This window comes from Candidatus Limnocylindrales bacterium (assembly GCA_035626395.1).
In the GTDB taxonomy this organism is placed as follows: domain Bacteria; phylum Desulfobacterota; class Binatia; order UBA1149; family CAITLU01; genus DASPNH01.
Genome location: DASPNR010000042.1, coordinates 80091 through 101472, shown reverse-complemented (window position 1 = coordinate 101472; position 21382 = coordinate 80091). Strand labels below are relative to the sequence as shown.

Annotated in this window: 10 protein-coding genes; 6 read left to right on the top strand and 4 right to left on the bottom strand. The window is 68.3% G+C overall.

All coding sequences use genetic code 11. The features are described from left to right. Nucleotides 1-19: 19 nt before the first annotated feature. A complete protein-coding gene (locus VEC57_16230) occupies nt 20-1069 on the bottom strand; it encodes a glycosyltransferase family 2 protein (GenBank protein ID HYC00684.1) in 1050 nt (349 codons plus the stop codon). Nucleotides 1070-1257: 188 nt separating this feature from the next. Continuing rightward, nucleotides 1258-2349 carry a Zn-dependent alcohol dehydrogenase gene (locus VEC57_16225; GenBank protein HYC00683.1) on the bottom strand — a complete coding sequence of 364 codons (1092 nt, stop codon included), beginning with the start codon at nt 2347-2349 and terminating at the stop codon, nt 1258-1260. Nucleotides 2350-2611: 262 nt separating this feature from the next. On the opposite strand from VEC57_16225, the gene VEC57_16220 reads away from it, so the two are divergent. The 5 genes from VEC57_16220 to VEC57_16200 all read left to right on the top strand — a co-directional run bounded on the left by VEC57_16220 (nt 2612) and on the right by VEC57_16200 (nt 13689). Next, on the top strand, nt 2612-4849 hold the full coding sequence (locus VEC57_16220; GenBank protein ID HYC00682.1) for a GAF domain-containing protein: 2238 nt from the start codon (nt 2612-2614) through the stop codon (nt 4847-4849). Continuing rightward, nucleotides 4846-7125, top strand: coding sequence for a GAF domain-containing protein (locus VEC57_16215; GenBank protein HYC00681.1), 2280 nt, complete (start codon nt 4846-4848; stop codon nt 7123-7125). Before VEC57_16220 ends, VEC57_16215 begins: the two co-directional genes overlap by 4 nt. Before the next feature lie 87 nt (nt 7126-7212). Further along, nucleotides 7213-9189, top strand: a complete 1977-nt coding sequence (locus tag VEC57_16210) for a hypothetical protein (GenBank protein HYC00680.1) — start codon at nt 7213-7215, stop codon at nt 9187-9189. 354 nt (nt 9190-9543) lie between these two features. Continuing rightward, a complete protein-coding gene (locus tag VEC57_16205) occupies nt 9544-10509 on the top strand; it encodes a DUF1566 domain-containing protein (protein HYC00679.1) in 966 nt (321 codons plus the stop codon). A 330-nt stretch (nt 10510-10839) separates the two neighbouring features. Beyond that, entirely contained in the window at nt 10840-13689 is a 2850-nt protein-coding gene (locus VEC57_16200; protein ID HYC00678.1) for an AAA family ATPase, read from the top strand. 135 nt (nt 13690-13824) lie between these two features. Here VEC57_16200 and VEC57_16195 read toward each other — a convergent pair whose 3' ends face one another. Both VEC57_16195 and VEC57_16190 read right to left on the bottom strand, forming a co-directional pair. Next, complete coding sequence (locus tag VEC57_16195; protein ID HYC00677.1) at nt 13825-16761, bottom strand: AAA family ATPase; 2937 nt, start codon at nt 16759-16761, stop codon at nt 13825-13827. A 221-nt stretch (nt 16762-16982) separates the two neighbouring features. Continuing rightward, on the bottom strand, nt 16983-19865 hold the full coding sequence (locus VEC57_16190) for a peptidoglycan DD-metalloendopeptidase family protein (protein HYC00676.1): 2883 nt from the start codon (nt 19863-19865) through the stop codon (nt 16983-16985). Nucleotides 19866-20087: 222 nt separating this feature from the next. On the opposite strand from VEC57_16190, the gene VEC57_16185 reads away from it, so the two are divergent. Further along, a complete protein-coding gene (locus VEC57_16185; GenBank protein ID HYC00675.1) occupies nt 20088-21269 on the top strand; it encodes a glycosyltransferase family 4 protein in 1182 nt (393 codons plus the stop codon). Nucleotides 21270-21382: the final 113 nt, after the last annotated feature.

The following is a 21382-nucleotide window of genomic DNA, read 5'->3' as shown; positions in this document are numbered from 1 at the left end:
CGGACGGCGGAAGGGAGCTTTACATGGAGCGCGAGACGGATCGTACCGGAGGAGCCGGTGCCTGTGCGAGTGTGTTCGGCACCTGCAGGCCGGTTCGCGGCGCCGTCAACGGCACCTGCGGCACCGACATGATGTCGTAGATCAGGGCCTGGACCAGTCCGAACAAGCCCGCCGCGGTGGTGAAGGCCGCGAGCATGACCGTGCCGGCGGTGGCGGGCACGCCGTAGAAGCTCGAATGCGCCCAGCTGCGCAGGCCGAAGATCACGCCGAACAGCGCCAGCGGCACGCCCAGAACGAGCAGCAGCGAGGCCGCCGAGAAGTCCAGGATCAGGTAACGCAGCCAGATGCGGCGCAGCAGGTTGCGCGCGTGCTTGGCAGCGAACTCGAAGAGGCTCTGCGTCACCGACAGGTGGCTGGCCTCGCTGCCGTATCGGGCCGGGATCGGCACGTCGACGCAGACCGCGCGCGCCAGCGCCAGCTCGCACAGCATGCTCGACTCGAAGAAGAAGCGGTCATCGAGCCTGGCCAGGTCGATCGACTGCAACGCCTCGCGAGAGATTGCGGTATAGCCGTTGGTGGGATCGAGAAGGTTCCAGTAGCCGGTCGAGAGCTTGGACAGGAAGGACAGCGCCGCGTTTCCGATCAGCCGCACCAGCGGCATCGAGCGCATCTCGCGCGGATGATGGAAGCGGTTGCCCTTGGCGTAATCGGCGCGCCCCAGCGCGATCGGCAGCAGCAGCCGCCAAAGCTGCTCGGGATCCATCTGCCCGTCGCTGTCGATCTTGGCCACGATCTCGGCGCCGTCGGCCAGCGCGCGCCGGTAGCCCGTGCGCATCGCCGCCCCCACGCCGCAGTTTCGCTCATGATCGACCCGAACGATGCGCCGATCCCGCGCCGCCACCCGATCGACGATCTCGGCGGTACGATCCGAGCAGCAATCCAGCACGACCACGACCGACCGGACGTATGCAGGAATCGAAGTGAGAACCTCCTCGATCGACCGCTCCGCCTGATACGCCGGCACGACGACCGCGATCGACAACGAAGCCAGGACCTCTTCGACGTCCATCAGAGGCGGCCCCGCACCGCACGCTCCAACATCCGAGCGCGGCCGTCGAGAGTGGGCGAGATGCAAGGCGCGTGGCGAGGAATGAGCGTAAGCGGGCTGGAGGCCCGCTGGAGCGAAGGACGAGCCACGCAACGCAGCGGATGCGCCGCTAGCGGCGGCCGTCGGTGATCGACCCGCAACGCCACTCTCTAGTCGTAGAGGATGACCGACCGGATCGCATCCCCCGAATTCATCTCCTTGAACGCATCGTTGATGTCGCTCAGCCTGATCGTGCGCGACACCATGCTCGAGAGGTCCAGGTCGCCGTTCTTGGCGAAGTTGACGAAGCGTACGAAATCGGTGCGCACGTCGGCGCTGCCGTAGATGGTGCCGACGATGCTCTTGTTCTGCAGCGCGATCATGGCGGCAGGGAAGCTGACCTCGTCGGTCAGGTTGGGCACGCCGACCAGGCAGCAGACGCCGCCGGGGCGCGTCATGTCGTACGCCTGCCGCTGGAGCTTGGGATGGCCCACCACTTCGAAGACGAAGTCGGCGCCGCGCGCGCCGGTCAGCTCCTGCACGAAGGCGATTGGATCGTTGACGGCAGGGTCGACCGAGTGCGTGGCGCCGAAGCGCGTGGCCGAGGCACGCTTGGCCTCGTTGAGATCGATGGCGATGATCGTCGATGCGCCGGCGATGCGAGCGCCCTGGATGACCGAGGTGCCGACGCCGCCGCATCCGATGACGGCCACGGTCGATCCCTGCGTGACCTTGGCAGCGTTCAAAGCCGCGCCGACGCCCGTGGTCACGCCGCATCCGACGAGGCAGGCCTGCTGCAGAGGAAAGTCGTTGGGAATCTTGACCAGCGCGGCCTCGTGAACCACCGATTCTTCGGCGAACGTGGCCAGCCCCCCCACCGCGCCGAAGAAACGCTGGCCGTCACTGCGAACGAACGGCATGCGGCTCATGCCGATCATCTGTCCCTGCTGACAGACGAACGGTTGGCCGTTCTTGCAGAAGAAGCACTCGCCGCACGTCGGTACGAAGCTGCCGATGACGTGGTCGCCGGGCTTGAGGCCGGTCTTGCTCTCGACGGCGGAGACGACGACGCCGGCGCCCTCGTGTCCGAGGATGCAGCCGGGCGGGATGGGAAGCTTGCCCTCCCAGATCGAAAGGTCGGAGTGGCATACGCCGCTCGCCTTCCACTGGACATGAACCTCGCCGGGCTGCGCCGGCGCGTCCAGGGTCACGTCTTCCACGCTCAAAGGCTCGTTGTTGGCGACGAAGAGGGCTGCTTTCATGCGGCGCTAGATACCGGGGCGGGAGGAGAAAGGAAAGTCGGCGGCGTGGCCGGCGGCCGTGCGCCGGCTGCCCGATCGGCTGCCGCCGATGCCGCCGATTTCGCAGGCCCGCCGCCCATTTCGGCTTGTGTCGGGTGGCACGTGAAGGTTTATTCCGTGATCTCGTCGCGACCATCGCACGCCGTTGGGAGAGGTCGTGGCGCGCCGGTCTGGCCTCACGGATGCGGCTTCGAAGAGTACACGGGCAGACTTCGCCGTCACGATGTCCCTGGAAGCATCCATGAAGGGCGCAACGCCGTCCGCCAGCGCTTCGCTCGAGCGTCAGCTCGAGCTGCGCAGCCTGCTCGCTGCGCTCGGGACCCGCTTCATCGCGCTGTCGCCCGACCAGGTCGATGCCGCCGTCGACGACACCTTGTCGGCCATCGGGCACTTCGCCGGTAGCGACCGCGCGGTCCTCTGCCTGTTCGAGGACGAGTACCGCCGCTGGAGCGTGACGCACGAGTGGTTCGCGGAGGAGCTCTGGCCGCTGCGCGGGCAGCTCGAGCACATCTCTCCTTTTCCGTGGGCCGTGGCCGAGTTCGAGCAGCGGCGCCCCATGAACATCCCGAGTCTGGACCGTCTTCCCGCCTCCGCGCAGGGTGAGAAGGAACTGATGCGCAGCATCGGCCTGAACGCGGTCTACCTGCTGCCGATCTATGTCGCCGGTGATCTGCTCGGCTTTGCCGGCGTGGCGTCCCGGGAGCCGCGCAGCCAGGGATGGCCCACCGACTTCGAGGCGCTCATGGAGCTGCCGGGCCGCATGATGGCCTACGCGCTGAGCCGCAACAGGTCGCAGCAGACGCTGCGCATCAACGAGGCGCGCTGGCGCAGCCTCTGCGACTGCAACGTCGTCGGCGTCTTCGTCGTCGATCGCAGCGACGGCCGCATCCGCGAGAGCAACGAGGCGGGACTGCGCATGCTCGGGCGCACGGCCGAGGAGGTCGCGGCCGGGACGGTCCTGTCGGCCGACGTGACGGCGCCCGAGCATCAGTCCTTCGACCTGAAGGCGCTGAGCATCATCGAGCGCGCCGGACGCGTGCTGCCCTGGGAGAAGGAGGTCGTGCAGCCCGACGGCACGCGGATTCCGATCCTGGCCACGCTGGCGTCGCTGGAGCCCTACTCCTCGGACCTGCTCTCGCTGTGCATCGATCTGAGCGGCCGCCGCCGCGCGCAGCAGGAGCTGGAGCGGCGCAACCAGCTCGACCGCCTCCACTCCTCCCTTTCGCAGCGCCTCATCAATCTGCCGGCCGCCGCCATCGAGGACGCCGTCACCGAGGCGCTGGCCGAAGTCGGCAGCGTCTTCGGCTTCGATCGCATCGGCCTCTACGAAATGAGCGGGCCCAATGATGCGGCCTCGCTCCGAAGCGCATGGAAGCGCGATCCGACCGAGAAGAAGATCCTGGCGGTGCACGGCCTGGCGCTGGCACGGCTGCCGTGGTGGCGCGACCGCCTGCGCTCGGGCCGCACGGTCTACACGCCGACGCCGTCGGCACTGCCGCCGCAGGCCGAAGCCGAGCGCGCGCTCCTGCGCGAACACAACATCGAGGGCATCGTGGCCATTCCGCTCAACCCGGGCGGAGCGCTGCGCGGCCTCATCGTGTTCGTCACGATCGAGCCGCGACGCATCAGTGACGAGCAGCTGGCGCTGCTGCGCGTCTTCTGCGACATCGTCGCCAACGCGCTGGAGCGCCGGCGCGCCGAAGAGGACATTCGCGCCGCCGAAGCCGCGCTCGAGCGCCGCGTTCACCAGCGCCGCAGTCAGCTCGAGGCGAGCAACGCCGAGCTCGAGGCGTTCGCCTACTCGGTCTCGCACGATCTGCGTGCACCGCTGCGTACCATCGACGGTCTCAGCCACGTGCTTCTGGAAGACTACGGCGACGAGCTCGACGCCACGGCACGCCGGCTCATCGACCGCATGATGCACGCCACGCGGCGCATGGGACATCTCATCGACGGGCTGCTGCAGCTCTCGCGCGTGGTGCGCACCGAACTCGAATGGCACGAGGTCAATCTGGCCACGCTGGCCAGGGAGCTGCTGGTCGAGCGCGCCGCCGCGGAGCCCGAGCGCAAGGTCGAGGTGCGCGTTCCGCAGGCCATCATGGTCAAGGGCCACCCGCGCCTTCTGCGCATCGCGCTGGACCAGCTGATCGACAACGCCTGGAAGTTCACGCGCCAGAGGGCGCAGACGATGATCGAGGTCGGCCGCTTCGGCGACGCTCCCGAAGGCCCGTTCTTCGTACGAGACAACGGCGTCGGCTTCGATGCCGAGTATGCCGACAAGCTCTTCGGCGCCTTCCAGCGCCTGCACGGCATGGACGAGTACGAGGGCCACGGCATCGGCCTTGCCACCGTCCAGCGCATCGTCCGCATGCATGGCGGGCAGGCGTGGGCCGACGGCGAGCTCAATCGCGGCGCGATCGTCTTCTTCACGCTAGGCAAGCCTCACGGGTCGGCGGCGTGAACGACCACGACACCGTTCTGACGCCGATCACGGGCGTGCTCGAATCCACTCGCGCGTGGGTCCGCCGGGTGCTCGAGCACACCGGCGGAAACGAGGAAGCGATCCGCCGCCACCTGGCCTTCCAGGAACTGATGGCCGAGCTGTGCACCGACTTCATCGGCCTCTCCACCGACGAGATGGACGCCGGGATCGAGCGCGCGCTGGAGGGCATCGCGGCATTCGCCGGCGCCGAGCGCGCGATCCTGTCGAGCCTGCAGCCGGAGACCGGCCAATGGCTGGTGACGCACGAATGGGTTGCGCCAGGCCTGCCATCGATCCGCTCGCGCATCACGCACAGCCGCAACTCCTCCTGGTCCAAGGCGCGCTTCGAGCATGGCGAGTCGCTGTGGCTGCCCGACGTGTCGGCCGCGCCGCCCGAGGCCCGCCGTGAAGCGGAAATCTGGCGCGGCTACGGAGTCCGTTCGCTGGCCGCGTTTCCGGTGCGCGACAGCGATGGCGTTCTGATCGGCTGGGCCGGCTTTGCCACCCACGGCTTCCAGGCGAGCTGGGGCGAGGACCTCATACCGCTGTTCCAGCTCGCCGCCGACATGCTGCGCAATGCATTCGAGCGGCGCCGCCATCAGCGCGATCTGGAACGCAGCGAGGCGCGCCTGAACCGTCTGCTCGAGGCCGGCGTGCTCGGCCTGCTCGTGGCCGATCGCACCGGGCGCGTGCACGAGGCCAACGATGTGGCTCTGGCGGTGTCGGGCTACGACCAAGAGGATCTGGAGCGCGGCAGGATGCGCTGGGACGTGATGACGCCGGCCGAGTACCAGCCGCTGACCGCGGCGGCCGTCGAGCAGCTCGAGCGCACCGGGCACTGCGATCCTTGGGAGCAGGACATGTATCGGCGCGACGGCTCGCGCATCTCGGTGCTGCTCGGCCTGGCGCTCGCTCACGGTCAGCACGACCGGTTCCTCGTCTTCGCGGTCGACGTGACCGAGCGCAAGCGGGCCGAGGCCGAGCTCGCCGAACGCAACCGGCTGTCGCGACTGATCACGCTGCTGTCCACACGCTTCATCGCGATTCCGGCCGCCCGCATCGACAAGGCGATCGATGAGGCGCTGCGCGAAGTCGGCGAGGTGCTGGGCGTGGATCGCTGCGGGGTGTGGATGGAGGCCGAGGACAGGCCCGACTCCACGCGCCTGGTGCATCGCTGGCACAAGAACGACGACTCCAACGTGGCCGAGTCGCGCGAGCTGGTGCGGCCTTCGTTCCCGCGCTGGATGAAGGCATTCGAGCTCGCGGAACCCGTCGTCGTTCGCAACGGCGGAGCCGACCTGCCCGAGGACTCGGCCGAAAGACAATACCTGCAGATGCGCGGCGTGCTCAGCGGTGTGGCCGTCCCGCTCCTGCAAGGCGGCAGAGTGCTGGGCTTCGCTTCCTTCGTCGACAGCTCGCGGGGCCGCGAGTGGCCCGACTCGGTCGTCGGCCTGCTGCGCATGGTCGGCGAGATCCTCGCAGCGGCGATCGAGCGGCGGCGGACCGAGGAGCGGCGCCGCAACGCGCACGAGGAGCTCGAGCAGCGCGTCGTGCAGCGCACGGCGCAGCTGGAGGCCGCCAATCGCGAGCTCGAGGCCTTCAGCCATGCCGTCTCGCACGACCTGCGCGCGCCACTGCGGGGCATCGACGGCTTCAGCCGCATCCTGGTCGAGGATCATGCGGCAGGCCTGTCCGCCGAAGCCCGCGCAGTGCTCGAGCGCGTGCGTGCGACCTGCCAGCGCATGGGCGAGCTGATCGACGCACTGCTGACGCTGTCGCGCATCGCGCGCTCGGAGCCGCGCCGCGAGAGCGTCGACCTCAGCGCCATCGCCCGCTCGCTGGCCGATGCGCTGGCGGCCTCGGAGCCGCAGCGCCGCGTCGAGTTCGTCATCGAGCCCGACCTGCGCGTGGAAGGCGAGCCGCGCCTGCTGGAGGTGCTGCTCGACAACCTGCTGCGCAACAGCTGGAAATTCACGGGCACGCACGACAGCGCGCGCATCGAGCTGGCATCGGTGCAGGTGGGCGACGAGCGGGTGTTCTACGTCCGCGACGACGGCGTCGGCTTCGACCCCTCGCAGGCCAGCCGCCTGTTCACGCCGTTCCAGCGCCTGCATTCACCGCGCGAATTCGAGGGGCACGGCGTCGGGCTGGCCACCGTCAAGCGCATCGTCGGCATCCACGGCGGACGCGTGTGGGCCGAAGGCGCGGCCGATCAGGGCGCGACGATCTACTTCACGCTCGGGCACAAGACCTGACACGGGTGCGGTCGACGCCTTCCCGCCGCTTGTGCCCGCCTCTTCGACTGCGATAGAGGTCGCTGCAGTCCTGGAGGTAGGAGCCACGTGAGATGGAATTCCGTCCTGACATTCGCCTTTTGCGTCTGGCTCGTGGCTCCAGCCCATGCGCTGAACATCACGGTGGTCAACGGCGACGGTGCCGGCGAAGGCTTCAATGATGCCACGGTGGTCGCCCCCGTCGGCGGCAACACCGGGACCACGCGCGGCGCGCAGCGGCTGATCGCGTTTCAGCACGGCGCCGATCTCTGGGGCGACAGGCTCGGCGGCACCGTCCCCGTGCAGATCATGGCCAGGTTCGACAACCTCGGCGGCACCGCGATGTCGGCGATTCTCGGCAGCGCTTCGCCATGGTCGGTGTGGCGCGACTTCGCCGGCGCCGAGCGCCCGTCGACCTGGTATCCCTCGGCACTGGCCAACCAGATGGCAGGCATCGACCTCGACAGCCTGGGCACGCCCGACCCCGAGATCGACGCCCAATTCAACAGCGCCGTCGACAACCCGACGGTGCTCGGTGCGCGCGATTTCTACTACGGCCTCGATGGCAACAGCGGAGACGACGTCGACTTCCTGAGCGTCGTGCTTCACGAGATCGGCCACGGCCTCGGCTTTCTCGATCTGCTCGACCCGAACACCGGCAGCAAGTTTCATGGCTTGGACGATGCCTTCACCCTGTGGCTGGAAGACCCGCAAATCACTCCCAGGCGCGTGTCGCAGATGTCGGATGCGCAGCGCAAGATCGCCATGCGCGATGACGGCAACCTGCTGTGGTTCGGCCCGAACGTGCGCCACGGCAGCGGAAGCATCACGAGCGGGCGCCGCAACGACGGCCGCCTCCAGATGTACGCACCCGCCGTCTACGAGGCGGGCTCCTCGGTGGCGCATTTCGACACCGACATCACGCCCAACCAGCTGATGGAGCCGTTCCTGGTCGGCGTGAACCAGAATCTGGCGCTGACGCTGGACGTGATGGCGGATCTTGGATGGGAGACCGTCGAGGACCCACGCTGCTGCGACGACGAGATCGACTGCACGTTGGATACCTGCTTCGACGAAGCGTGCCAGCATGCCGCCGATGACGGCGAATGCGCCGACGACGACCCTTGCACGCAGAACGTCTGCGACCTTCAGGAAGGCTGCACCGAGCTGCCCACGACCGAGAGCTGCAACGACGGCCAGTTCTGCACCGTCGACGACGTCTGCACGAACTTCGCATGCACCGGAACGCCGCGCGCGTGCGACGACGGCGTCCCCTGCACCACCGACTCGTGCGACGAGCAGGCCAATGCGTGCACGGCAAGCGAGAACGATGCCGCCTGCGCCGACAACCTCTTCTGCAACGGCCAGGAGCGGTGCGACGAGAATGCCGGCTGCCTGCCCGGTGAGCCGGTCGACTGCGACGGGCTCGACGGACCGTGCGGCGAAGGCGTCTGCGACGAGCAGGATGACGCCTGCGTCTCGGTGCCCGCCAACGAAGGGCAGGCGTGCGACGATGATCTGTTCTGCACCGTCTCTACGTTCTGCACGCAAGGCGCCTGCGAGGGATCGCCGCGCGACTGCAGCCTCTTCAACGGCACCTGCCTCGAAGGGGCCTGCGAGGAGGAGGAAGACCAGTGCGTTTCCATCCCCGGCAACGAGGGCGATCCGTGCGACGACGGCAACATCTGCACGCAGGAGGATTCCTGTACGCAGGGCGTGTGCCTGGGCAGCGGCAACTGCAACGTCTGCGGCGACGGGAGCGTCGGCGCCGCCGAGGAATGTGACGACGGCAACGTCGCCTTCTCGCCCGGCGAGCGCTGCGCGGCCGACTGCGAGCTGGTGCCGTGCGGCAAGCCGACGAACTCGCCCGGCAACAACCCCACCGCCAGCGACGCGCTTTTCACGCTGCGCGCCGCGGTCGGTCAGGCAACCTGCGTTCCGCAGGTCTGCAACGTCGACTCCGCCGGCGGCACCACCGCCAGCGATGCCCTTCGCATCCTGAAGGCCGCGGTGGGCCAGAACATCGAGCTGAGCTGTCCGGCGTAGCGGACGGCCTCGACAGACCGGTTCGGCCCGTCGGGCTGTCACTACGTCCCGGCGGTCCCGCCAGGTCGCGCCTCCATTCCCATGCCCGACGCCGTGGTCGACAGGCCCGGCGCACAAAATCCGGACAAATTCCGGACAAGCTCCAAACCGCGCAAATGCCTGCGGCGGCGGCTCGCTAAGGTGCGCGCGTTGCATCGGAGCCGCGCAACCGCGCCTCCGCCGCAGCGACGACGGTCCGTGCCCGAAGGCCGTCGCGTGTGGGAAAACACAAGGGCGAGGAGAGATATGGAATCGAACTGCAGGGGCAACTCATTGGTTGGTCGCACGCGGCACTGGGGGATCGTCGCGGCGGCCATGGCGGCTCTGACCGTAGCCGCCGCTCCGGCCATCGCCGCCACCGCGGCCGAGAAGTGCGAGGCCGGCAAGAACGGCACTGCCGGCAAATACGCGGCCTGCATGCACAAGGCGCAGCAGAAGTTCGTCGCGGGAGGGCAGATCGACACCGCCGGCTACGACGAGGCGGTGCTGGTCTGCACGGAGAAGTATTCGCACAAGTGGCAGTCGCTCGAGGGCAAGGCCGACGGCGCGTGCCCCAGCAACGGCGACGAGAGCGACGTTCAGGACTTCCTCGATGCCTGCATCACATCGGTGGAGGACGCCCTCGCCGGCGCGCCGCTGCTATCCGATCCGGTGACCTGTGCCGGCGACCTGTCGACCTGCAACCAGGATCTCGGCGATTGCGACGACGATCTCGGCACCTGCGCGGGCAAACTGGGCGCGCTGAAGACGGGGCAGACCAACTGCTACACCAACGCCGGCACGATCATTCCCTGCGCGGGAACGGGACAGGATGGCGAGTACCAGGCCGGTGTGGCGCACAGCTTCACGGACAACGGCGACGGCACGATCACCGACAACATCACCGGCCTGATGTGGGAGAAGCTGTCCGATGACGGTACCGTGCATGACAAGGACAATACCTATCCTGGCACGGATCCCTTCTCGAAAATCACGGCGCTGAATGGCGCGAGCTTCGCCGGCTACACCGACTGGCGGCTGCCGAACAGGGCCGAGCTCCTGACGCTGGTCAACCTCGGAACCAGCCACCCGGCCACATTCGGCGCATTCAATCTATGCAGCGTCGGCTGCAGCTTCCTCGACCCGGGCTGCAGCTGCACACCATTCCAAGCGCACTGGTCCTCGACGACCCAGCACACCGGGCCAGTCAACTGGTGGTATGTCCACTTTGCCGACGGCGGCGTGTCGACGACATCGAAGGGGTTCGCCAATCCGGTGCGGGCGGTCCGCGGCGGGCTCTGAAAGGCAGACGCTGGCGGCGCTGCGCGTAGTACACGCCGGCATCGCCGCGATTCACCAGGCTGGGGTCGCACAAGGAATGTGCGGCCCCGGTCCCGCCATCGCCGCGGGTCCGTCGCCTGCGGAAGGCATCGGGCCGACTGCCCCTCGCCCGAGCTGCCACGCCGAAAACCGCCCTATACCGGCTCCGCGGGCACGACCGGTGCGGATCCTCCCGAGCCTTCCATGGGAGGGTTCGCACCGCGTCATGGCGGAAAATCTTCTCATTGACCTTGGCATCAGTATGGCGATCGGATATTGCCGGCGGCCATCATCCCTTTCGGGGGGCGGCCGGTGGCGGGCTTCATTTTCGGGGCGTTTCATCTCGACAGCACCAACGGCGAGCTCCGCCGTGGGGGCCGTCCGATCAAGATCACGGGCCAACTCTGGTCTGTACTGCGCTGCCTCCTGGAAAAGCCGGGCGAGCTGATTGCGGCCGATGCCCTGGCCACGGCCGCATGGGCTGAAGGAGCGGCGAGCTCCGAAACCGTCGGCCGCACCATCCGGCGCCTTCGTTCCATTCTCGGCGACACCTCCTCGCCGCCGCTGTACATCGAATCCGTGCACGGGCGCGGCTACCGCTTCGTCGCCCCCGTCACCTACGTTCCGGATGACGCAACGGCCCATGCGAAAGCCTTCGTCGGCCGCGACAGGGAGCTGCTCTTGCTCCGACGCCTGCTTGCGCAAAGCCTCGCCAGCTCGGTGCGCGTCGCGCTCGTCCTCGGCGATGCCGGCATGGGCAAGACCACGCTGCTCGACCGCTTCGCGCGCGACCCGGGCCCGGCGCCCGACCTGCGCATCGGCCGCACGGTTTGCCTCGACGCCGGGCCGGATCCCGAGCCCTACGGTGCGCTGTTGTCGGTGCTGCAAGCATGGCTCGCGTCCGGCGAAGAGGGTCTTGCCGAATTGTTGGCGACCACCGCTCCGACCTGGGCAGCCGAGCTGGGTCTGCAGACGCAGCCTTTCGACCGCCAGCAGATGGGCAGCAGTCAGCGCATGCCGCGCGAAGGCGTCGCGCTCTTCGGCGCGCTGGCGCGTCAGCGACCGACGCTCATCTTTCTGGACGACGTGCACTGGGCCGACAGCGGCACGATCTCGGTCGTCGATGCCCTCAGCCGTGGCCGCGACCATGCTCCGCTGCTGATCGTGTGCGCCGCGCGGCCGCATGAGCTGAGCATTCGCGGGTGCCCCGCCGGAATCCTTGCCGGAGCGAGCGTGGATGCAGCGCGCGTGGTGTCCATAGATATGTCGCCGCTGTCGCCGGAGGCCATCACGACCCTCCTCGAGGCGCACGGCGTCGTCGGCGCAGCCTCGCCGCGGCTACGCCGTGCACTGCACTCGCTCTCCGGAGGCCACCCGCTGCTGGCGTGCTGCCTCATCGACGACTGGAACGATCGTGGACTCATCGACGGCATCGCCGCCGGCCATCTCGAACCGGACATCGCCACGGCCCTGGCTCCGTCTCGGGCGCAGGCCGTGCAGCACCTGATCGAGCATCGTCTCGAGCTTCTGGACGAGCGTACCGTGCAGGCGCTCGAGGCAGCTGCACTGGCGGGTCACCGCTTCGATGTGCGGGAAGTGGTCGCCGCCACCGGCGACGGATGCGCCGAGGACGGTCTCTTCGACCTGGCCAGGCGCAACTTTCTCATCGAGTCGGGCGAGGTCGAGACCTGGCCTGACGGCACGAGCGCTCGCACGTACGCATTCCGCCACGCGCTGCTTCGCGCGCCGCTTCGCGACCGGATTCCGCCGGCACGCCGGGCGCAGTGGCAGCGCCTCGTCTGCGAGCGCCTGGAAAGCGGCTACCTCGACGATCCGTCCCCTGTCCTGATGCGGTTGCTGGCGCACGCACACGAGCTCGGGGACCTCGTGCGCATCCTCAAATACGAAGTGGCAGCGGCACGCACCGCTGCGCGGCGCCTGAGCTTCGTCGCCGCCGCCGACCGGCTCGAGCAGGCACTGGCGGCCGCGGCGAGACTGCCCGAGTCGCCGTCGCTACGCGCCACCAAGGCTGTCCTCATCATGCGAAGCGCGGCAGCGCGCTTCTTCGGCGTCGGCGCCACCGACACACGCATCGAGGCGCTGACCGCCCAGGCCTGTGCCCTCGGAGCCGAGGTGGGCGATCACCGCACGACCTTCCAATCCCACATGATCAACGCCGGCTATCTGATGCGCCGTGGCCGCGTCGCCGAGAGCTTTGCCGACTGCGAGCGCCTGGTTGCCATTGCCGAGGAGCACGAGCCGACGCTCCGATCCGCCGCGTACTGCTTCCATGGACTGGCCGAGGGCATCAGCGGAAGGTTCGTGCAGGCGAGCGCATTGCTCGAACGCGCGCTGGCACTGCCGAAGGACGCGGAAATCCCCGCCGACGTCAACGTGGAGAGAATGTCGGCCACATACCAGGGCCTGGTGCTGACCGCGCGCGGCTACCTGCAGCAGGCACAGGAGTGTTTCGAACGCGGCGCCCGGGTAGCCCAGAGCGAAGGCAATCTCGTCGATGTCATCGACCTCGCCCACAACCGGATGATCGAGGCGGTGCGGCGTGAGGACCGCGAGTCGGCCGCCGCGTGGAGCGGCCGCGTTCTCGCCATCGATACCGAGCACGGCTTCCCCAGCTACGTCACCGGCGCGTCCATCGTGCGCGACTGGGCACGCGTCAGGATGGCGCCGGCCGTCGCCGACAAGATGAGAACGCTGCAGTTGCGACGGCGCGCAAGCGGCGAAGCATGGGACGACGTCGTCTATTCCCTGCTCTGCGCCGACGCCTGGCTGCGCGCGGGCGATGTCGATCAGGCATTGCAGATCAACGAGGACGCGATCACATCGGCCGAGCGCAACGGCGACCGCTGCTTTCTGTCGGACGTCTGGCGCCAGCGTGCGCGGATCTTCGTGCACCGCGGCGGCGGCGGCATGCGCGACGCCCGCACCATGCTTCGCAGCGCGATGAGCATCGCACACGAGCAGGATGCCGCTCTTCCCGAGTGGCTGGCGGCGCAGGCACTGGCGCGCTGCGGCCCGCTCCGCAGCGAAGACGAGCGCAGCATCGAGCGGGCGCGCGGCCGGATCGAGTGGCGTCGCGAGCAGCTCTCGAATTCCGCCACGTCGCCGGCGCCGGACGTTCGCACGGTGACGACTGCGCGCTGAGCCGGGACCACTCCGGCCGTCCTGCCCTATTTCCCTTGTCGATGTTTGATCTCGTTTCGAGGTGGCCTGACTGTCGCCGCCGCTCTGGCAGTCGCGGGCCTGCGTCACCGGGAGCGCGAGAGGACCTGCGGTGGGTCAGCGCAGCTCTCCCAGAAGGGAACGCGCTTCGCAAAGCTCGGCAAGTCCATCGTCTCCCGTGAAGGTTTCGATGCTGGTCTCCAGGACCAGGCGCGCCTCGCCACGCCGGTCTTGCCTGTGCAGCAGGCGCGCCAGATCGTTGGCGGCCATCATCTCGTGCCAGCCCGCCGAGCGGGCGCGGGCCGCGTCGATGGCGCTGCGCAGATCGCGCTCGGCCTGCGCCTCGGCATTGGAATCGCGTGAGGTCTGCAGTCTCGTCGCGGCGCGCAGCCGGTACAGGTCGGCCTCGAAGTATCTCTCGCCCGACGTTTCCATGTACGCGACCGCGTCGTCCACGACCTCGGCGGCACCCGGCAGTCCCAAACGCAGCATTTCGCCCGCGAGCAGACAGCACTGAGATGTCCGCTCGAACCCCGAGCGGCGGCCCAGACGGCGCATCGACTCCTGCATCATCGTGACGCCTTCGCCGCCGCCGTCGCGGCGCGAGAGAAGGAGCCCCTGAAGAAAGCGCGCACGTTCCATCATCAGGTATCCGGAGGAAGCGTCGAAGCGCGACAGCGACTCCTCCACCAGCGTGCGCGCCTCCTCATCGTTGCCCATGAGGGCGTGCGCGTGCGCGAGGGACGGGAAGAGATACGCGTCGCGCCGAAAACCGTCCCGGCGGCTGGTCTCGTCGGCCTGCGCCACCAGCTCGCGCGCCAGGCTCCACCTGCCGCGAAGGATGGCGCATGTCGCGAGTTGGACGCGCGCGAGCGATCCGAGATTGCGCCCGAAGGTCGTGCCCGGGCCGGGCGCTTCGGCGATGAGTGACCGGCAGACATTCTCCGCATCCTCCAGACGACCGGTCGCCAGGCACACGCTTGCCAGCGACCAGCGTGTCAGCGTGATCATGAGAGCGTTTCCGTCCGCCTGCGCGCGCGCGTGGATGCGGCCGGCGATCTCGGCGGCTTCGGCATAGCGGCCGGCGGCCAGCCGTCCCCAGAGCACGCAATTTTCGGCGATGGCCTTCTCGAACGAATCCTCTTCCTCGGCCAGGGCCACGACGCGCTCGAACAGCTCGGTCGTTTCCGCGTCGGCGAAGCCGTCGACCATGTAGCGCGCCGTCGCCACGTCGAAGATCGCGGTGATGCGCTCGCGCCGGTAGTCGGGCAGAAGCGGATTGCGCTCGACGATCTGGAGAATCTGTTCGCGGATGACGACGACTTCGCGGGGCGCGGGCACCTGATAGATCAGCGAGGCGGCGCGGCGAAGATTGGCCACGGCCGCCGCTGCGTCGCCTGCCATCGAGTAGTGCAGCGCCAGATCGAGCGCCACCGTGTCGGTGCCCTCGGGGTGCTCGCGCTCGAGCTGCTGCGCGGCAGCCAGGTGATAGCGGCGAAGCCGCGAGGAAGGCAGCCCTTCGACGAGAATGCGGCGCACGAGCGAATGCAGAAAGGCGAACCGCTCCCCATGATCGCGCCTGCCGCGGCTCGCGTCGCGGCGCAGGATCTGTCCGCGGCGGCAGAGCTCGGCGCAGGCCTCTTCCGCTTCCTCCGGCGTCATTCCCGCCGCCGCCGCCACCGATGCCGGCTCGAAGCCGTCGGCCAGGACGCACGCCGCCTCGACGATGCTGCGCTCGCGGTGAGACAGCCTTGCGAGTTGCCGATCGACGAGCTCGCGAAGGCTGTCGGGCACGACGTCGCGCAACACGGCCGCCGTCGCATGCGAATGCCAGCGCTCGCCGGAGCGGGCGAGCAGGCCACGTTCGATCAGGTCGTCGACGACGATGCGGACGAACAGCGGATTGCCGCCGGTCTGGTAACGGATCCAGGAGCAGAGAGCGGCATCCAGCGATGCGCCGGGACAGCGCCGGGCCAGGTAATCGGCGACTGCCCCGGCATCGAACGGGGCGAGCGTGATCTCGGAGGCCAGCCTGCGATGGAGCAGCTCGGCCTTGGCGTCGAGCATCGGGTGGCGCGCCACCATGGCATCGGCGAGCCGCATGGTGACGACGAGCAGGAGGCGAGCGGGATCGCGGCGCCGCGCCAGCAGGTTGCATGCGTCGCAGGTGGCGAGGTCGGCCCAGTGAACGTCCTCGATCGCCAGCACGACCGGCACTTCGCGTGCGATGGCCTCCATCGCCGATGCCAGCTCGCGCAGCATGCTGCTCGATGTCGGCAGCTCCTCGCCGGCGGAAAGGGGCTCGCTATGAAGGCCGGGCATGCGCCGCAGCCAGCTCGGTGCGTAACGCGCGAGTGCCCGCGTCACCGAGTCACCGAGCTCCACGTGCTCGGCCAGACGTTCGAGCGCTTCGAGGATCGGGCGGTACGGCTCGTGCGCGCCCTGGGTCTCGATGCACTGGCCGTGTGCCGCGATGGCTGCACCGCCGGCGTCCAGACGCGCCAGGAAGGAATCGACCAGCGCGCTCTTGCCGGTGCCCGCCTCGCCGGTGACGAACACGACCTGGCGCCGGGCTGCGGATGCGGCCTGGGCGAAGCATCCGTCCAGCACGTCCATCTCCCGGCCGCGGCCGATCAGATGCGCGTCGTGCGCGTCCACCTCTGGAGACGCGGGGCCGGCAGCTGCGTCGGCGGTGGCGCCTGTGCCGTTGCGACCGGCGGTGGCGGGGCCGCCGAAAACGCTGGCAATTGCCGCCTCGCCGATCCAGCGAAAGCCGCGCCTCGGGACCGTCTCGATGAAGCGGGGCCTGCCCCGGTCATCGCCCAGAGCGGTGCGCAACTCGCCTATCGACTTGTTCAGCGTCCCCTCGCTGACCACCGTGTCGGCCCAGACCGCATCCAGAAGCTCGGCCTTGGTGACCAGCGCTCCCGGCCGAGCCGACAGATAGCCGAGCACCGCCCATGTCTTCGGGCGCAGGGCGACCGGCTCCTCGCCTCGCCACAGGCGCTCGCCGGCATGATCGATGCGTATCGGTGGTCGCGGTGCGGCGGGCACGTCCGAGGCAGGAAACTCGGCCGGCGACCCAACCGAGTCAAGCCTCGCTTCTCACGGCTGCCTCGCCTCTCACGGCTGCCTCGCCTCTCACGGCTGCCTCGCCTCTCACGGCTGCCGCGCCTCTCACGGCTGCCTCGCCTCTCACGGCTGCCGCGCGCGGTCGGCCTGAGGCGCCGGGATTCCCGGGGTCACGGACGCCGCGCCATCTGCTCGAGGCGCGCCTACTGCGCGAGCCAGTTCCTGTTCGTCGACTCGCTCGAGCTTCCCGAGGGCGGGATGAAGCAGTCGCCGCCGTCGTGCTCGAAGCGAACCTGCCTGGTCGCCTTCTGCCATGCATCGCCCTGACCCGTGGTGCCGATCACATGGAAGTGCAGGTGCGGCCCGGTCGAGCATCCGGTGTTGCCGGTGATGCCGATGGGATCGCCGCGGTAGACGCGGTCTCCCTCCTCGACGTCCACCTTGTCCTCCTGCATGTGGGCATACAGAGCGACCGAACCATCGCTGTGCTCGACCCAGACGCTGTTGCCCGTGCAACGGCAATCGCCGTCGCCTCCTGGCGACGCCGAATCGCACTCGCTATCGGCGTGGCAGACGTTGCCGAGCTTGGCCATGTCTCCTTGAACGCAAATCCCGCCGCCGCTGGACTCGATGCAGCAGAAGTAATCCTCCTCCTTGCAGGCGCTGGTGCTCGAGCAGCTGTTCTTGGCGTTTTCACGCACCCAGATCACCGTTCCGCCACGCGCCGCCACGATCGGCTTGCCATTGGGAATGCTGAAATCGAATGCATACTTCTGTGCGCACTTGTACGGATATCCCGCACCGCAGTGCGTGAAGTCGGTATCGTTGCCCTGCCCCGTCTTGACCAGGCCGAGCTCCGGCTTGTACGGCAGCTTGTAGTAGCTGTCGGGCGCGGTGGGGCAGAAGTCGACCACGTCGCGCACCACGGGCGGCACGATGCAGGCGTATTGATAGCTCGCCCCGTTGCGCACGCCGCGCACCGTCGGCCACGCCACGCCTGCCGGATGGTCGACGCCGATCTCGTCGTAGCTTTCCCAGTACGGATCGCGGGTGGGATAGATCGCGAAGTCCTCGTTCTCCGCGACTTCTTCGAGATCGGGATACGTCGACGTGTCCGGTCCCGTGACCTTGTAGGCGAGCGCGTGAAATGAGCGCGTGCCGCCGAGCAGGCTGTTCAGCCCGACCATGGAAACCACCGAAGTGGGCTCGAAGACGTTATAGAGCGGACCGAACGTGAGGGAGTCCGGACCGTCGTCGAGGGAGGGATCGCGGTCGGGCAGCGCGAACTCCGTCTCCTCGTATTGCGTGTGACAATAGCCACCAGGGCCGGTGACCGACATCGGGAAGATCTCCGTGCGGATGAGCCGGACGGTACCGTTGACGGCGCTGCCGCACGGATTCGGCAGGTCGGCGTCGCACTCGCGTGAGTACCATTCGGCCTTCAGCTGGCCTTTGCCGTTGAACTGGTCCGGCAGCTTCCAGAAGTCGCCCGCCTCCATCTCCCAGTTCGACGCGTGGGCCGTCGTGCTGCTGAGAAAGGCTTTCGTGCTTCCCGAGAGCCTGACGGTATAGCGGAGATATTTGCCGGTTGACGGATCTGGGGTCGTTCCCGGCGGCGTGCAGATCGCTTCGACATAGATGGCCATGCCGCGTTCCAGCCAGAGCTGGCCGGCCGGCGCGCCCTCGGCGCGATAACCGTCGAACGGATGCAGGAGAGGATCGGTGTCGAGCGCTTCGGCCGGCTGCACCGGGGCGATGCGCAGCTTGTAGCATTGCGTGATGTCGAACGGGGCAAGCGCAACATTCGGCTTGGTGCTGATGACCGAGCCTCCGACGACGTCCTGAAGCCCCACCCTCTCGCCCGTGACGACCACGCGCGCACCGGGCATCACCAAACCCGCGACCTGGGCGCCAGCGGCGCGAACCAGGGTGCCATCGCTCAGCAGCAGCCGACCCAGGCCCGAAGTGACGCTGCTGACGGTGGCGTCGAGCCTGACCGGCACCGAGGCTGCGCAAGTCTGCGCCACCGCATCGACCGAGCGCAGGAACGGCGTTGCCGCTTTCTGTACCTGCGACGTCGTCAGCTCGAAGTAGCTCGCCTCGGCTTCCTCGGCGCGGTGGTCGCCGGGCCGAGGGACCGGCGGGGCGGTCGCGCGCCTGGCTGCCAGCAGGAAGACGTTGCGGAGGCGCTGGTTGAGCGAGAAGAGGATCTTGTCGTTGAGCTTTTCGGCCTTGAAGAACGTCTTGACCGCCGTGCACGAGCGTCCCGCGCCGACCTGATAGGCACCTCGCTCCATGGTCTTGCGCATCCTCTGCGCAAGCTTGCGCTCGCGACGCACCGTCTCGTCGGCCAGAAAGGTACTGATGAGCTTGGCGTAGGCTGCATCCGACTGCCGGATCAGGTTCAGCGGGTTCTCCGACATGTCTCCGGATGAGCAGCCGTCGAGCGTGGGAAGCATGCCCGGCGGCGTGTCCAGGCAATTGTCGAAGCGGTCCCAGACGCCGTCTCCGTCGACGTCTTCGGCAACGCAGCCGGGCGCGCTTGCGGAGGGCGTGTGCTGGCAGCCGCGCTGTGCCGGGACGCACTGATCCACCGTACATGCGTCTCCGTCGTCGCAGGCGACGGGTGTACCGGCGTGGCAGCTTCCCGAGCTTGCCATCGGCGCCAGGACGCAGGTTTCCTGTCCGTTGCAGGTGACGCCATCGTCACAGGAGTCGTCCTCGGTGCAGCAGCCGGCGATGGCGTTGGCCTGGCAGCCGCCGGCGTCGGCGTTGCAGTAGTCGACCGTGCAAGGATTGCCGTCATCGCAGGCCAGCGGCTCGCCGCCGGCACATTCACCGTCGTCGCAGACGCCGGTGACGTGGCAGGCGTCGAAGTTGGAGCAGGGGGTACCGGCTTCCTCGTAGGTGCAGGTGCTCGAGCAGCAGTCGCCGGAGCTGTTGTTGCCGTCATCGCATTCTTCGGCAGCCTCCTGGACGCCGTCGCCGCACCGCGCCAAGGCGGCGGAGGGCAGAACGCTGAGCGAGAGTGCCATCGCGAAAGCCGAGTGAGCCAGCAGGCGGACGGAGGGCTGGAGTCGTTTCATGATGGCACTTTGCCCCGCCGCGGCCGTCGGCGTCTCGAAAGAACCTGGAAAGTTCGTGGAAATTGGTGCTCTTCGCCGTGCTCCTGAAGGCAGCGCGCTGCCGCCGCAGGCTTTGCCTTCGCCCGCTCCCTCGGCGATGCGACGCGGCGGCAACGAGTGCCCAGGCTTGCCGGATCTGCTTCCGAGCCCGAGGAGCGCGGTGGCAGGCCGGCCCCACGAGCCATGCAACCGACCTGCATCGTCTACGTTTCCCACACCGCCGAGCTCTACGGAGCCGAGCGCTCGCTGGCCACGCTCGTGCTCGAGCAGCAGCGCGCCTGGCGGTTCCGGCCGATAGTCATCACGCCGACGCCGGGCCCGCTGGTCGACCTCCTGCGCCACCACGGCGTCGACGTTCGAATCCGCCGGTTCGGGTACTGGTTACGCTGGCAAGAGCGACGGTTCGATCGCCTCCTGGCAATCGCGATGCTCGCGCAGTGCGTGATCGGTGCCTTGCGCCTTCGCGCAAGCCTGCGCCGGGCGGGAGCGGCGGTCGTCTATTCCAATACGATGGCGTCGCCGTTCGGAGCGATTCTCGCGAGCATTCTCGGCGTTCCCCACGTCTGGCACGTCCGCGAGCTGTTCGACGTGCCCGACGCCCCCTGCTCCCGATTCGGTCCGGCGCTGACGCTCTCGGTGCTTCGCGCATACAGCGCCACCGTGATCTTCAACTCGAAGTTCATTGCTGCAAGCTATCAGATGCGTGTTCGTCTGCCGCATGCACGTACCATCTACAATGGGTTCGACTTTCCGCCGTGCGAGGAGGGCGAGCTGACGGCGAGGGACTACGAGAGGCGAGTGAAGCTGCCCGGAGGCCCGTCCGTCCTGTTCGTCGGCAAGGCCAGCCCGGTCAAGAACCACGAGCTGGCGCTCGAGGCGCTGCGGCTGCTCGTCTTGCGGGGCAGATCCGTCCGCTTCTGCTTCGTCGGCGGCGCCTCCGCCGACTACGCTCGCAAGCGCGCGGACCTCTGCACGGCGCTCGGGCTGAATCCTCAGGTCGAATTCGCCGACTTCGTCGAGGATCTCGCTTCGATCTACAGCCGCACAGCCATTCTTGCCGTCACCTCGGTCGCCGAGTCATTCGGACGCAGCATCGTCGAAGCTTTCGGCGAGGGAATTCCCGCGGTGGCAGTTCGATCGGGCGGAGTTGCCGAAATCGTCCTCGACGGCCGCAACGGCCGTCTGGTGCGCCCTGGAGACGCGGCCGCTCTCGCGGACGCTCTGGTCGAAGTCCTCGACGACGAGGTTGCGTATCTGCGAATGGCCAACTTCGCTCGCAGCGACTCGCGCGCGAGATTCTCGAAGGAACGCTATGTGAAGGAGATCGAGTCGGAGCTCGACCTGCTGGTGCGGCGACGCCGGTAGTGTCGCCGCGCGAACGTGCCGGCCGCGTGGGCCCGGGATGCGCCGGATCACCGGCTGAGCCGCTGTGCGGTCAGCTTCCCGGATGCGCAGGCAACTGCGGAGAAGGCCGCTGC